The 14,514-nt window shown below is 47.4% G+C and carries 12 protein-coding genes; 11 read left to right on the top strand and 1 reads right to left on the bottom strand.

Features of this window, described 5'->3' with window-relative positions:
• Window positions 1–125: 125 nt before the first annotated feature.
• A complete protein-coding gene (gene glmU, locus ACR8BL_RS16455) occupies window positions 126–1,517 on the top strand; it encodes a bifunctional UDP-N-acetylglucosamine diphosphorylase/glucosamine-1-phosphate N-acetyltransferase GlmU (protein ID WP_434753145.1) in 1,392 nt (463 codons plus the stop codon).
• Between the two features lie 97 nt (window positions 1,518–1,614).
• A complete protein-coding gene (locus tag ACR8BL_RS16450; RefSeq protein ID WP_017691370.1) occupies window positions 1,615–2,568 on the top strand; it encodes a ribose-phosphate diphosphokinase in 954 nt (317 codons plus the stop codon).
• A gap of 107 nt (window positions 2,569–2,675) precedes the next feature.
• Here the strand turns inward: ACR8BL_RS16450 and ACR8BL_RS16445 are convergent, their stop codons facing one another.
• Window positions 2,676–2,876 carry a hypothetical protein gene (locus ACR8BL_RS16445; protein WP_342553600.1) on the bottom strand — a complete coding sequence of 67 codons (201 nt, stop codon included), beginning with the start codon at window positions 2,874–2,876 and terminating at the stop codon, window positions 2,676–2,678.
• A gap of 115 nt (window positions 2,877–2,991) precedes the next feature.
• Here ACR8BL_RS16445 and pth point away from each other — a divergent pair, with 115 nt between their 5' ends.
• The 9 genes from pth (at window position 2,992) to ACR8BL_RS16400 (ending at window position 14,424) form a co-directional block, all read left to right on the top strand.
• Entirely contained in the window at window positions 2,992–3,552 is a 561-nt protein-coding gene (gene pth, locus ACR8BL_RS16440; protein ID WP_434748615.1) for an aminoacyl-tRNA hydrolase, read from the top strand.
• A 98-nt stretch (window positions 3,553–3,650) separates the two neighbouring features.
• Window positions 3,651–3,881: an anti-sigma-F factor Fin gene (locus ACR8BL_RS16435; RefSeq protein ID WP_434748614.1), complete on the top strand. Its 231-nt coding sequence runs from the start codon at window positions 3,651–3,653 to the stop codon at window positions 3,879–3,881.
• A 325-nt stretch (window positions 3,882–4,206) separates the two neighbouring features.
• Window positions 4,207–7,734 (top strand): transcription-repair coupling factor, encoded by a 3,528-nt coding sequence (gene mfd / locus ACR8BL_RS16430; RefSeq protein WP_434748613.1) that lies wholly within the window; start codon window positions 4,207–4,209, stop codon window positions 7,732–7,734.
• Window positions 7,718–8,860 carry a peptidylprolyl isomerase gene (locus ACR8BL_RS16425; protein WP_434748612.1) on the top strand — a complete coding sequence of 381 codons (1,143 nt, stop codon included), beginning with the start codon at window positions 7,718–7,720 and terminating at the stop codon, window positions 8,858–8,860. The genes mfd and ACR8BL_RS16425 overlap by 17 nt, the downstream gene beginning before the upstream one ends.
• Window positions 8,861–9,192: 332 nt before the next feature.
• The gene (gene spoVT, locus ACR8BL_RS16420) at window positions 9,193–9,735 is read left to right on the top strand and encodes a stage V sporulation protein T (RefSeq protein WP_434748611.1); all 543 of its coding nucleotides are present in this window, start codon (window positions 9,193–9,195) and stop codon (window positions 9,733–9,735) included.
• Window positions 9,736–10,009: 274 nt separating this feature from the next.
• Window positions 10,010–11,845, top strand: a complete 1,836-nt coding sequence (locus tag ACR8BL_RS16415) for a putative polysaccharide biosynthesis protein (protein ID WP_434748610.1) — start codon at window positions 10,010–10,012, stop codon at window positions 11,843–11,845.
• Between the two features lie 232 nt (window positions 11,846–12,077).
• Window positions 12,078–13,571, top strand: a complete 1,494-nt coding sequence (mazG, locus tag ACR8BL_RS16410; protein ID WP_434748609.1) for a nucleoside triphosphate pyrophosphohydrolase — start codon at window positions 12,078–12,080, stop codon at window positions 13,569–13,571.
• Window positions 13,572–13,873: 302 nt separating this feature from the next.
• Entirely contained in the window at window positions 13,874–14,146 is a 273-nt protein-coding gene (locus ACR8BL_RS16405; protein ID WP_090924617.1) for an HU family DNA-binding protein, read from the top strand.
• Window positions 14,146–14,424 carry an RNA-binding S4 domain-containing protein gene (locus ACR8BL_RS16400; protein ID WP_090924618.1) on the top strand — a complete coding sequence of 93 codons (279 nt, stop codon included), beginning with the start codon at window positions 14,146–14,148 and terminating at the stop codon, window positions 14,422–14,424. The genes ACR8BL_RS16405 and ACR8BL_RS16400 overlap by 1 nt, the downstream gene beginning before the upstream one ends.
• Window positions 14,425–14,514 lie beyond the last annotated feature (90 nt).

Genomic DNA, 14,514 nt, shown 5'->3' with positions numbered 1-14,514 from the left:
CGTGATTACAGAGACAGCAGGCGATGAACAAGACCGGCTTGAAGCCGGCTGAATGATACTCATTGGAGAATGTGTAAGGTATTCAATGGGATTTTCAGAACAGGAGGTCGTTAATTTTGAAACGCATGGCAATTGTTCTAGCCGCAGGGCAGGGCAAACGAATGAAATCCAAATTGTACAAAGTACTGCATCCCGTATGTGGTAAACCTATGGTCGGACATGTGCTGGATGCAGCACTTCGCGCAGGCGTTGAACGCAGTGTGGTGGTTGTCGGACATGGGGCCGAAGCGGTGCAGTCATTTTTAGGTTCCAAAGCTGAATACGCGCTTCAGGCGGAACAGCTTGGCACAGGGCATGCTGTGAAACAGGTGAAGACCTTGCTAGGCAGTGAACATGGATCAACGATTGTTGTATGTGGTGACACACCTCTCGTTACAAGTGAGACGCTGGAAGGTCTGATGAAGTTGCATGAGGAAAGCGGTGCAGCGGCCACAGTACTAACAGCTCAGCTCGATAATCCTAAGGGATATGGACGTGTGATCCGCGGAGAAGATGGTTCTGTACAGCGAATTGTGGAGCAAAAGGATTGCACACCGCAGGAAGATGCCGTACAGGAAATTAACACAGGCACATATTGCTTTGATAATGCCAAGTTGTTCGCTGCGCTGGAGAAGGTAACCAACCAGAATGCACAGGGTGAGTATTATCTGACAGACGTTGTCGGTATTTTCAAGAGTGAGGGCGGAGTAGTTGAGGCTTATATGTCTGATGATATCGCGGAGTCTATCGGAGTTAACGACAGACTTGCACTTTCACAGGCAGAAGCATATATGCGCGAACGTCTGGCTGTGCGCCATATGTTGAATGGTGTAACCATTATTGATCCGTCATCGACATATATTGGGGCAGATGTTACGATTGGTTCAGATACCGTACTGTATCCGGGAACCGTTCTTAAAGGCACTACTTCTATTGGTGAGGCATGTCATATCGGTCCTCAGACAGATATCGAAGACAGTATCATACAAGATGGTGCAGCGATTAAACATTCGGTATTGTCTAAAACTGAGGTTGGGCCTGATTCAACTGTAGGTCCATTCGCCAATCTGCGTCCTGGCACCAAGTTAGGTCGCAACGTAAAAATTGGTGACTTTGTTGAAGTGAAAAATGCTACAATTGATGAAGGCTCTAAAGTGTCTCATCTCAGTTATATCGGGGATGCACAGGTAGGTAAGAACGTAAATGTTGGATGCGGGGCAATAACGGTCAATTATGATGGATATAATAAGGCTGTAACCACAATTGAAGATGATGCCTTTGTAGGCAGCAATGTCAATTTGATTGCACCGATCACAGTTGGCAAAGGCGCTTATGTCGTTGCAGGCTCGACCGTTACACATTCCATTCCTGAGAATGATCTGGCGATTGCTCGTCCACGTCAGGAGAACAAAGCAGGTTACGCGGAAAAAATCCGCGGACGTGCCAAAGCCAAGAAACAAAATGCTAAACCCGAATAAGGGTTTTGATAACTTATGCCTCCCGATTCCCGGGAGGTGCCGACATGTCGCAGACGCTTATAGATTCCAATGAACCAGCACGGAGGGTTTTTATTTTATGACTTATTTTGACTCGAAATTAAAAATATTTACTTGCAATTCTAACCCCAAGCTTGCTCATCAAATTGCTGATTATATCGGGATTCCTATGGGTGAATCTCATACAACCAGCTTTAGTGATGGCGAGATTCAAGTGAAACTCTCCGAGAGTGTTCGTGGCTGTCACGTATATATCGTACAGTCAACTTGCTTGCCGGTTAATGACAACCTGATGGAAATGCTCGTCATGATTGATGCATTGAAACGTGCATCAGCCAAAACAATTAACGTCGTTATTCCGTATTACGGCTATGCACGTCAAGATCGCAAAGCACGTTCACGTGATCCGATTACGGCAAAGCTAGTTGCGAACCTGATTGAAAAAGCAGGTGCAACCCGTGTAATCGCAATGGATCTGCATGCGATGCAGATTCAAGGGTTTTTCGACATTCCAGTCGATCATCTGCTAGGTGTGCCGATCCTGGCTCAATACTTCCGTTCGAAACAGATTGAAAACCCGGTTGTTGTGTCACCTGACCACGGTGGTGTGGTTCGTGCGCGTAAACTGGCTGATTTCCTGAATGCACCGCTTGCGATCATCGACAAACGTCGCCCTGAGCCAAATGTCAGCGAAGTCATGAATATTATCGGTAACATCGAAGGCAAAACAGCGATTTTGATTGATGACATCATTGATACTGCCGGAACAATTGTACTGGGAGCCAATGCTCTGATGGAAGGCGGCGTGAAGGAAGTCTATGCATGCTGTACTCACCCGGTATTGTCTGGACCTGCGATGGAACGTCTGGAGAATGCACCATTGAAGGAAGTCATTGTAACGGATACGATTCCAATTACACATGCGAATCCAACAAGCAAGCTTAAAGTGCTCTCTGTAGCGCCATTGCTTGGGGAAGCGATCATCCGGGTTCATGAGGAATTGTCAATCAGCAAGCTGTTTGAAATTGAATAAGGATGTCTGCATAAAGTAGTAGAGGGGTTACGTCTTCCGGTTGAACGGAAAATGTAACCCCTGTCGGCGTGCCGTTTTTGATGATGATGTAAAAGGGCGCTGGCGCATTAATATCCCGGGCGGGAAATAAAGCGGAAGCGGCGTCTGTGAAAGAGTGTATCGGCAATTTCGACAAATTGACTATCGAAACGGGTAACCAGACCAATTTCGATATGGGTGTCACGGTCGTATACCTGTACAGGTACATGATGCTCCAGATGATAAATAAAGTCACTATGTTGAGTCAGTTGTCCGTTATCTTCGCGCAAAACCCGCTCACCTTCCTGGGTGGATAAATGTTCGATACGTACTTTCCTGATATTATATGAAATATAACATTCGAAGTCTATGCCTCACCTAAGCGAATTCGAAGGAGGGAACAAGATGAAGTGGATTGTCGGACTTGGAAACCCAGGCTCGAACTATGCCAAAACCCGGCATAATATTGGTTTTATGGCGCTGGATCGATTAGCAGATCGTCATAATATCTCGATTACACAGAACAAGTGTAAAGCACTAATTGGAGAAGGTAACATTGGCGGCGTCAAAACAGTGTTGATCAAACCAATGACCTATATGAACCTTTCCGGTGAAACAGTACGAGCTTACATGGATTTTTATAAAGTGAGCCTGGAGGATCTGATCGTTGTATACGACGATATGGATACAGAGATTGGCAAGGTCCGTTTGAGATATCAGGGCAGTGCCGGTGGACATAATGGGATCAAGTCTATTATTCAGCATACAGGTACACAACAGTTTAACCGAGTTCGGATGGGCATATCCCGGCCTGACCCGGGGCATGCCATTGTGGACTATGTCCTGTCCACCTTCATGAAGAAGGAAAAAGAAGCACTGGAGCAGACCATTGAGCAAACATGTGATGCACTGGAGCATAGCCTGACAAATACGTTTGAGCAAACGATGGCCAAATTCAACGGCTGATACAATCCGGTAACACTGGAAAAATGATCAATTGCACGACTTCAATTCGGACAACCTGGGCATACTGGATGTATAAACCATGTTCAGGAGGCATAACTATGTCAGTGAATTATGTATGTCGGCATTGCCGTACCTTTATTGGGCGAATTGATTCGGCTAAAATCACAGAAGCACAGCTCGGTTTTCATTTCTTGACCCCCGACGAACGGAGGGATATAATAGCGTATAATTCCGGTGGTGATGTTACCGTTCGGATTACATGTGATTATTGTAAGGAAGCGTTGGAACACAACCCCGAGCTGAGCCTGCTTGCGAATCCGCTTCAGTAGATTTCGCCTGCTGCGATTATCGCGATGCTATGACTGAATATTGAACAAATGACAGAGAGGAAGGCCGCGGAACAGCGGCCTCTCCTTTTATAGCCTTGGCAGCCTGCTGAGGCTTCTTTTCAGTTGGAACAGAAACCCTGTTTCTTCCATTTCGGATTGAAATTCAAGGACAGCCGCATGAACAGATGTGGCAATGTTTCAAGTAATCCTATATGATGAAATAGGAGAAAAAGGAATAAGTATCCATTTTTAAAAATTTAAAGATTATGTAGATACTGCACAGAAGCGTGCAATAATCAAGAAAGTTATAAGAGAGGTGCCCCTTTTGTTACAAGCACTTATACAGGCTTTTTCCAAAGATCCGGACTTTGAATCTATTGCGTCCGGGGTCAAATCAGGCATGAAGGAGCAATTGGTTTCGGGTTTATCCGGTTCTGCTCGCCAGATTATGCTGGCTGCGCTACACCAAGAGATGAATCGGCCATTGCTCGTCGTGACACATAACATGTTTTCCGCACAAAAAATCGCAGAAGATTTACAGGAAGCGCTTTCAACTGATCAGGTATTAATCTATCCTGCCAATGAACTCGTTGCAGCCGAGGCAGCAGTATCCAGTCCCGAGACGCTTGCTCAGCGTATAGAAGTTTTGGTTCGCTGCGCCCAAGGGTTTAGGGGCGTTGTTGTCATTCCTTTTTCCGGGGTAAGACGTTATGTTCCGCTGCCGGAAGTGATGGCAAATGCACATATTCAGATTAAACAGGGCAATACACTTCAACTGGATTCGTTCCTCTTGGAGATGGTGAAGCTTGGCTATGAGCGTGTGGAGCGCGTTGAGTCGCGCGGAGAGATGAGTGTACGTGGAGGCATTATCGACTTCTATCCAGTGACTTCATCGATCGCGTATCGGGTGGAGTTATTTGACGACGAAATTGATTCCATTCGTACATTTGATCCGGCAGATCAGCGTTCCATTGAGCGGATAGAGGAAATCAAGGTGCTACCGTGCAAAGAATTGATAGCTGATCGGGAGCGTATGGAGAAGGCAGCGGATACAGCCGCGCTTCTGCTTGAACAGCAACTGGAAAAAATGACAGATCGTCAGGCAAAGCTGCGTCTGCGTGAAGAGATGCATCGCGAGATTGAGCTGCTGCGTCAGCATGTCTATTTTTCAGAAATGTACAAATACATCTCCCCGCTTTATCCGGAAAATAAAACGATCTATGACTACATGCCAGAAGATACAATTCTGGTATTGGATGAGCCGGCAAGGCTATCAGAAACATCCAAGCAACTGGATCGGGATGAGTCCGAGTGGAATCTGCATCTAATGCAAAATGGCAAAACACTCCCGGATCTGCCGCTATCGGCAGATGGGGATGAACTGCTCTATGAGCGTTCGTTCCAGACTATCTTTATGTCGATTTTTTTGCGTCAGGTTCCACATACCCAGCCGCAGAACATTCTGAACTTTATCAGCCGGAGTATGCAGGATTTCCACGGACAGATGAACGTGCTGAAGGCAGAGATGGAACGCTGGCAGAAGGCTGGAGTTCAGGTGCTGATGCTTGCGAATGGTGAGGAACGGATGGATCGGTTGCGCCGGGTATTGCAGGATTATGACATTCCTGAGCCGGAGATGTTGAATGGCAATTTGCAAACGGGATTCGAGATGCCGTCCATTCATTTGGCGGTGATCACAGAAGGTGAGATGTTCTCACAGAAGCAGCGCAAAGCCCGCAAACCGATTCGAAACATTGACAATGCCGAACGTATCAAATCCTATAGCGAGCTGAAAGTGGGCGATTATGTCGTTCACCAGAACCACGGGATTGGTAAATATCTTGGAATTGGCACGCTAGAAGTTGCCGGTATTCATAAAGATTACATGCACATTCTATATGCTGGTGGTGACAAGTTGTCTGTTCCGATTGAACAGATAGATCTGATCCAGAAATATGTGGGTTCCGAAGAGAAAGAGCCGAAAATATACAAGTTAGGCGGCAATGAATGGACGCGCGTTAAAAATAAAGTTCGTTCATCCGTGCAGGATATCGCTGATGATCTGATCAAGCTGTACGCAGAACGTCAGACGTCCAAAGGTTATGGATTCGACAAGGATTCCGCAGAGCAGCAAGAATTTGAAGACATGTTCCCTTACGATGAGACACGGGATCAAATGCGTGCAATTGAGGAAATTAAAAAAGATATGGAACAAAACCGTCCCATGGATCGTTTATTGTGTGGAGACGTTGGATACGGCAAGACCGAAGTGGCCATTCGGGCTGCATTCAAAGCGGCGATTGAGGGTAAACAGGTGGCGGTGCTTGTTCCAACAACCATCTTGGCACAACAGCACTATGAAACGTTCCGTGAGCGTTTTTCCGGTTATCCGTTCAATATTCATGTCCTTAGTCGATTCCGTTCCCGCAAGGAACAGAATGAGACAGCTAAAGGCATTAAAGCTGGTACGATCGACATTGTCATCGGTACACATCGATTGTTGTCACAGGATCTGGTGTTTAAAGATCTAGGTCTACTCATTGTTGATGAGGAGCAACGTTTTGGTGTAACACATAAGGAGAAGCTCAAAAAGCTCAAAACGAACGTGGATGTGTTGACTCTTACAGCAACGCCAATTCCGCGTACTTTACACATGTCCATGCTGGGTGTACGTGACCTTTCTGTTATTGAGACACCGCCGGAGAACCGTTTTCCAGTTCAGACTTATGTGGTGGAGCACAGTCAGGCGCTTGTCCGTGAAGCGATTGAGCGGGAGTTGGCCCGTGGGGGTCAGGTGTACTATCTTTATAACCGGGTGCAAGGCATTCAGGAGATGGCAGCCGAAATCTCGGAACTGGTGCCGGAGGCCAGGGTCGGCGTCGGGCATGGCCAGATGAGTGAAACCGAGCTGGAGAAGACGATCCTCGACTTCCTGGACGGAGAGTATGATGTACTGGTAAGCACGAGCATCATCGAGACAGGTGTTGATATTCCGAATGTAAATACACTGATCGTGCATGATGCAGATAAAATGGGACTTTCCCAGTTGTACCAGCTGCGTGGACGGGTAGGTCGGTCTAACCGGATTGCCTATGCGTATTTCACGTACCAACGGGACAAAGTGCTTACCGAAGTTGCAGAGAAACGCCTTCAGTCCATAAAGGAGTTTACCGAGCTTGGTTCAGGTTTCAAAATAGCGATGCGAGATCTGTCCATCCGTGGTGCGGGTAATCTGCTCGGAGCGGAACAGCATGGCTTTATTGCTTCCGTCGGGTTCGATCTATACTCACAGATGCTGGCGGAAGAGATCAACAAACGTAAAGTCACAATGCTGGGCGAGGAGCCTGTTCCTTCCGATCAGTGGAATACAACGCTTGATCTCAGTATCGATGCCTATTTGCCATCGGATTATATTTATGACAGTATTCAGAAAATTGAGATTTATAAAAAGGTGGCGGTTATCGCTTCCTTCGACGACGCGGTGGAACTCGAAGACGAATTGGTTGACCGATTCGGTGATCTGCCAGAGGCTGTGATCAATTTGATGGCGGTGGCCCGCCTCAAAGTGTACGGCAAAATCTATGGTATCGAGTCCATTACACAGCGCGGTGACGACCTTACAGTCAAGTTTTATGAAGGGCGTGAACATGCCTTCGAGCTCTCAAAAATCTCACACATTGGAAATCAGTTCGAAAGACGTGTACAATTTGAACAAGGAGCCCATATGCTGATTCATGTCAAAGGCAAGGGTCTTGGGGATAAGCAACTGATGGAACTGGTAGAGAAGTTTCTGGAGTCCATGAAGACTGCTTTTAAATCAAAGGGGGAACTAAAAGATGTTAGCAAAGTATAAAAAAGTGGGAAAAGTACTGTCCGTAGGTATGATCGCAGTATTGTCCCTGTCCTTGCTTGCTGCATGTGGCAAAAAGGAAGAAGCGAAAGCACCGGAATCGAAAGATAACAGCGCTGTAGTCGCTACGTATGACGGCGGCACAATTACAGCAAATGAATTCGACTTGGAACAACGTGTTATGAAATTCCTCTATCCGGAATATGCACAAATGATGGATATGGATGACTTTAAGGAATACTTGGTGAAACAAGAGGTTGCCTATGAGTATCTGAGCAATAAAGCAAGTGCAGAAGCAAAAACAGCTGGTGCCAAAACAGCATCTGAACAATTCGACAAAATGAAGGCTTCAGTTAAGGAAGAGCAATGGACTGAAATGCTGAAAAATCAGAATTTGACAGACCAGAACATTAAAGACTACATGACCCGTATTATGACGGTGATCAAGGATAAAGAAACAGGTGTAACCGAAGATGCCATCAAGGCTGAGTTTGAGAAAAACAAAGATCAGTTCACAACGGCTTCTGTACGTCATGTATTGATTGCATTTACGGATTCAAAAACGAAGAAAGAACGCAAGAAAGAAGATGCATTAAAGTTGGCAAAAGAAGTAAAGGCAAAGCTGGATGGTGGAGCTGATTTTGCTGCTATTGTCAAACAATATTCAGACGATACAAACTCCGTTGCAGATGGAGGATTATTCAAGGATGCTCCAGTATCTAATTGGGTAGCCGCATTCAAAGAAGCTACAAAAACATTGCCACTTAACAAGATTAGTGATCCGGTTGAAACGGAGTACGGTTACCACATCATGAAAGTGGAGTCTCGTACAGACGCGGATTACTCTAAATTGTCAGCAGAGCAAAAAGAATCATTGAAAAGCCAATTGGCTGCTGCTCAAATCGATACGTTCATGAAAAATGAGCTGGATAAAATCATCAAAGAAGTAAAACTTCCTAAAACTGAGAAGAAAGAGGAAGGTACTAAGGGCACAACAGGAACAGGTACAGAAGGCACAAAAACGGACGAATCAAAAACAGATTCTAAGGGTACAGATGCGAAAACAGATCAGGGTAAAACAGGAACAGACAAAGATGCAAAAACCGAAGAAGGTACAAGCAGTAAATAATTGAAATAACGGTGATGCTAACATGCGTTTCAGTGAAGCTAAGAAGCTCCCTGAGAGGGTTAGGTTACGGTGAATATGGACAACCTTTAACGAGGCACAAAAAGAACGGCAGTTCTTTCTGGTGCTTCGTTTTTGCTTATATGGAGCGTGAGAGCATATCAGATCACTTTTTCGTAAATGTTAATCATGATATTCTGCAAAGCATGTATAAGGATATGGGAACAGATGAATACTATGGTCAAGAAATCACACTAAACGTTCTGGGACTTTCCTCTACCCATTAAGGAACAGTAGTTGAAAAATCTTCTCGAGAAAGTGGGGCAACATGTGAAATGAAAGCTACTGGTATTGTCCGCCGTATAGATGACCTGGGTCGTGTGGTCATTCCAAAGGAAATCCGTCGTACGTTACGAATTCGTGAAGGAGATCCACTTGAGATCTTTGTGGATCGGGATGGAGAAGTTATCCTTAAAAAATACTCGCCGATCGGCGAGCTTGGTGACTTTGCCAAAGAATATGCTGAATCGCTGTATGAGAGTACGGGTCACGTTACAATGATTTCTGACCGGGATACGATGATCACAGTGGCAGGTGGCTCGAAGAAAGAATATCTGGATAAACAGGTTGGTAGCCTTGTGGAGAGTTGTATGGAAAACCGTAAGACGATTATGGAAGCAACCAACGGTACCTACGAGCTTAGCAAAGATCATGACGAGACGTTATCCTCTTTTGTTATCGCGCCAATTATCTCTGGTGGTGATCCCATCGGAACCGTTATCCTGTTCAACAAGGACGAGTCCGTGAAGATGTCTCAGATGGAAGTTAAAATGGCTGAGACAGCTGCAGGATTCCTCGGCAAGCAAATGGAACAATAGATAGCAGATGGACTCCTGTGAGCCTGAATAGGGCATACGGGAGTTTTTGCTTTTTATATATAAGTTGAACTTCAGGTTTTTTCTGTCCTCTCCGTTAAAGTGTAAAAAACATTTCAACTTACCATAGGATGGGTAGATAGGAAGAGGCTTTGATCTGATAACAAGTTGTTAATCAAATGATGTTCGTTTGTATGCCTTCTGACAGGTATAATAGCAAAGGAAGTCTTATCCTTCGTTTGAATGCCAGGATACACATAGGAGGAACCATAAACTTATGAAACAGCCTTCTTCAGGAACAAGGCTACTACAGGGTGCGTTTATCCTTGGGCTTGCCGCCATTATCTCCAAAATCATCGGTGCTTTTCAAAAGATTCCACTGCAGAATCTGGGGGGAGACGGTGTTTTTGGCATTTACAATACGGTCTATCCGTTATATATGCTCATTATTACGTTAGCTGCGGCGGGTCTGCCGCTGGCTGTCTCCAAATTTGTAGCAGAGCAGAATGCACTCGGCAGACCAGAGGAGAGCCGTAGAATTATACGACTATCATCGATGCTGCTCGGAGGAATTGGAATTTTAACAGCTATGGCGATGTATGTTAGTGCGCCGTGGGTCGCAGGGTTGATTGGAAATCAGCATGTGATCCCTTCCATCAAGGCAGCTTCTTTAGCTCTGTTGTGTGTACCACTCATGACAGGCTTGCGTGGATATTTTCAGGGTATGCAGCAGATGGTGCCTACAGCTGTATCTCAAGTGGTTGAACAGACGGTACGGGTGACGATTATGATTATCGTGTTATTGTGGCTGATCCGGCAGAACGCTTCGCTTGAAACAGTTGCCGCAGGGGCGATGTTAGGCTCAGTTGCAGGAGGGTGCGCAGGTCTTGCCGTGATGCTGGGATTCGTATACCGACATCGGCGGAAGGAACGGGTGGAGCATCCAGTGGGCGGTGAGGCATCGGGTGCAGAAGATCGAGAGAACAAGGGCAAGCAAGTGTATGGAGAGGAATTAAATGCAGAAGCGGAGCAGCTAAGAGATATTAGTCAGATCAGACAGTCTCCGGGTACTTCTTTGGATACAGGAGGCTGGCAAAGGGCGCATGTTGGGGAGTCAGCGCAAAATGATACTGCACCTGGGGAAAGTGCACAAGTTCAGGAGCCTAAGCGTTCCAATGCGGAGTGGATACGCACTTTGCTGATCTACGCCATTCCGGTTTGTCTTGGATCGCTGGCGGTGCCCCTGATGAATCTGGTGGATACCTTCACGGTTCCGCGTCTGCTGCGCGGCGAAGGGCTGAATGATGTGCAAACGATGGTATCGTTCGGCATATACAACCGCGGCTTACCACTGGTGCAGCTGGTGACGATGCTTGCCACGTCACTCTCGGTGCTGTTTATTCCGGCGATGGCCGAAGCACGCCTGAAGGGCGGGCCAGAAGCCGTCAGGCAGCAAGCAGGCCTAGCGCTGTGCTGGTTCTGGTTGATCGGTCTGGCGGCATCCGCAGGTCTTGCGGTGCTGGCAGATCCGATTAACCGCATGCTGTACGGGGATGCCGCAGGCACCCAAGCATTGCGGTACATGGCGCTGACGGCTGCGGGCAGCACCGTCAGCATTATCGCGGCGGCGCTGCTGCAAGGCCTCGGCGCCGTGCGCGCTCCCGCGTTCAGCATGCTGGCCGCCGCAGGCGTCAAGGTGCTGCTGAACGTCATGCTTGTGCCGGCGCTGGGCATCAGCGGCGCGGCGCTTGCAGGTGCAGCCGCCTATATGCTGGCGGCTGGCCTGAATGTGGCGCTGTTGGCGCGGCTTACCGCCATGCGCCCTGCCCCTGGCGCCGTCCTGGCGAAGCCGGCGCTGGTGATCGCCGCCATGAGCCTGGCGGCGCTGGGCATGGCCTGGGCCGCCGAAGCGGTGCTCGGCGGCGTGGGCATCGCAGCCACGCATCGGCTGGCTGCGATGGGCGTGAGCCTGCTGGGCATAGCCGCAGGCGCAGCCGTGTTTGTGCTGGTCGCGGCCCGGACAGGGCTGCTGACCGCCACAGAGCTGGCGGCCTTGCCAAAGCTGGGGCCGCGTCTGGCCAAGCTGCTGCGCAGACTGCGTGTACTGCGCTAGCCGAACCACAGCTACGATGTATAGCTGCTACACCGGGCTAATGGCACCACTGCGCCTGAAAGTACATCTGCACACAGAAGCAATTATAGGATATCGACAGATTCTGGTATAATACGTTTAATTATTGAGTGCCATCCTGTTAAGGCGAGACGTGAGATGCTTATGGACACAGATATGTTATGTAACCAGGCAGCTGGAATAGCAGGATGGTTCGGATGGAGGTTTAAGCGAAATGAGTGCAGCTTTGACAGTGGTAGGTCTTGGATCTGGGGATGCGGACCAACTGACATTAGGTATTATGAAAAAAATGAAACATGCGACTTCGCTGTATGTACGAACAGTGGATCATCCTGTATTAAATGATCTGCAAAAAGAGGGACTAGAGATGACGTCGTTTGATGCCATCTATGAGGCAAAATCCTCCTTCCCGGAGGTTTACGATGAGATTGCGAACCAACTGATTGAAGCGGCTCGCAAAGGGGATGCAGGTACTGAGATTGTCTATGCCGTACCAGGTCATCCAATGGTCGCTGAAGCCAGTGTACGGTTGCTGAAGGAACGCTGCCCGCAACAGGGAATTTCGTTACGTATCATGGGTGGGGAAAGTTTCTTGGATGAAGCTTTTATCCGGCTTGGCTTTGATCCCATTGAAGGTTTTCAGTTGCTGGATGCCAGTAGCCTGAATCCTGAACTGGTACAGCCGCAGCTACATACGTTGATCGGACAAGTGTACGATGTTTTTACAGCTTCGGATGTGAAACTTTGCCTGATGGAGGTATACCCGGACGATTACCCGGTGTTCGTGGGTCATGCACTTGGTGTGCAAGGTCAGGAAGTTATTCACAAAGTACCGCTGCATGAACTGGATCGCATCTCCGGTTATGGCAATCTGTCGCTGATCTATGTGCCGAAAAATACAGATGATGCACTGCGGCGCCGCTCTTTCGCGCGTTTGCACGAGATCGTCAATATTCTTCGTAGCCCAGGGGGCTGCCCGTGGGATCAGGAGCAGACGCATCAGTCGATTCGTAAAAATCTGATTGAAGAGACATACGAAGTCATTGAAACCATTGATGAGGATGACCCGGATCATATGAAAGAAGAGTTGGGTGATCTGCTGCTTCAGATTATGTTGCATTCTCAGATGGAAGAAGAGATTGGCACATTCAACGTTTATGACGTCATTGAAGGATTAAATGACAAGCTAATCTTCCGCCATCCGCATGTATTTGGTGATCATCAGGCTGAAGATGCGAATGAAGCTCTGCAAAACTGGGAACAGATGAAGGCAGAAGAGAAAAAGCGCAAAGGCCAGAATGTGCAAGAGGCTTCGGTACTGGACGGCATTCCACGTGACCTGCCTGCTCTCATGAAAGGGTATAAGCTCCAGAAGAAGGCAGCAAAGGTTGGTTTTGACTGGGATGATGTAGAGGGCGTTTTCGCCAAGATTGAAGAAGAATTGGCTGAACTGAAAGAAGCGGTGCAGCAGGGACATGATGCGGAAGCACGCAAGCTGGAACTCGGTGATGTATTATTTGCTACGGCTAATGTGGCACGTTTCATTGGTACAGATCCGGAGGAGGCTCTAGCTGCCACAAACCGTAAGTTTGTTGCCAGATTCCAATACATTGAGGAGCGGCTCCGTGAATTGGGTAAAACACCTGCGGACAGCACGGTAGATGAGATGGAACAATTCTGGCAGATGGCGAAGAAGGCCGGTCTTTGATCTATTCAAATTGTAAAAATACCCAACCCTCTTGTTCCATCAGGCTAGGCAGTGTGTTATGATGATACGAACATGTGTTCAACATCATTTTGAGTCTGGTGTTTAATGAAACATCGTTTCGGGTACTGGACTTAGACGAATCTCTGCGATACAGCGACAAAAGCTAAAAAAAGTCGCAGGTAAGGCAGGAATTTAGTATACAAGCCAGAATACATGTGTAGTAACCTTGCGAGAAATGACTTGGATAAGATAAGACGCCAAGAGCTCGCAGATACTTTTTTTTAATTTGGGAGGCTTTTAACATGAACAAAACAGACCTGATTAACAACATTTCAAACAAAAGCGGTTTGACTAAGAAAGATGTCGAGTCCGTATTGAATGGCTTTTTAGGAGAAATCACAGATGCACTTGCCAGCGGAGACAAAGTACAATTGATCGGCTTTGGCACTTTTGAGACCCGCAAACGTTCCGGACGTACCGGACGTAACCCACAAACAGGGAATGAGATCGTGATTCCTGAGTCCACTGTTCCTGCGTTCAAAGCAGGTAACAAACTTAAAGAAGCTGTAAAATAATGCGTCTTGATAAATTCCTGAAGGTATCTCGGCTGATCAAACGCCGTACGGTAGCCAAGGACGTTTCCGAACAGGGACGTGTACTGGTCAACGGACGGGAAGCCAAGCCCAGCGCTGCTGTCAAAGTAGGCGATGAGCTGACGGTTCAGTTCGGTCAGAAGCTGGTCACTGTGAAGGTGGAGCGTCTTGCCGAGAGTACGAAGAAGGATGAGGCGAGTAGCCTCTACACCTTGGTTAAGGAAGAGCCGATCGCCAAGGATAACGGGATGGACTGGTAACAGGACGTCCAGCAACATTTTAAATTTTAGTATATAACACTTGAATGAGGCGTCCTCCCGGTCATGGGAGGGCGTTTTTTATTTTACGTT

This window comes from Paenibacillus amylolyticus (genome assembly GCF_051136285.1).
In the GTDB taxonomy this organism is placed as follows: domain Bacteria; phylum Bacillota; class Bacilli; order Paenibacillales; family Paenibacillaceae; genus Paenibacillus; species Paenibacillus amylolyticus_F.
Note: the sequence above shows the minus strand (reverse complement) of the source record. Positions and strands in the feature narration are given on the sequence as shown.

Bases quoted from the DNA above. Each gene is read 5' to 3' on its own strand.
- glmU (WP_434753145.1), top strand. From the start codon at position 126: ATGGCAATTGTTCTAGCCGCAGGGCAGGGCAAACGAATGAAATCCAAA.
- ACR8BL_RS16450 (WP_017691370.1), top strand. From the start codon at position 1,615: ATGACTTATTTTGACTCGAAATTAAAAATATTTACTTGCAATTCTAAC.
- pth (WP_434748615.1), top strand. From the start codon at position 2,992: ATGAAGTGGATTGTCGGACTTGGAAACCCAGGCTCGAACTATGCCAAA.
- ACR8BL_RS16435 (WP_434748614.1), top strand. From the start codon at position 3,651: ATGTCAGTGAATTATGTATGTCGGCATTGCCGTACCTTTATTGGGCGA.
- ACR8BL_RS16425 (WP_434748612.1), top strand. From the start codon at position 7,718: ATGTTAGCAAAGTATAAAAAAGTGGGAAAAGTACTGTCCGTAGGTATG.
- spoVT (WP_434748611.1), top strand. From the start codon at position 9,193: ATGAAAGCTACTGGTATTGTCCGCCGTATAGATGACCTGGGTCGTGTG.
- ACR8BL_RS16415 (WP_434748610.1), top strand. From the start codon at position 10,010: ATGAAACAGCCTTCTTCAGGAACAAGGCTACTACAGGGTGCGTTTATC.
- mazG (WP_434748609.1), top strand. From the start codon at position 12,078: ATGAGTGCAGCTTTGACAGTGGTAGGTCTTGGATCTGGGGATGCGGAC.
- ACR8BL_RS16405 (WP_090924617.1), top strand. From the start codon at position 13,874: ATGAACAAAACAGACCTGATTAACAACATTTCAAACAAAAGCGGTTTG.
- ACR8BL_RS16400 (WP_090924618.1), top strand. From the start codon at position 14,146: ATGCGTCTTGATAAATTCCTGAAGGTATCTCGGCTGATCAAACGCCGT.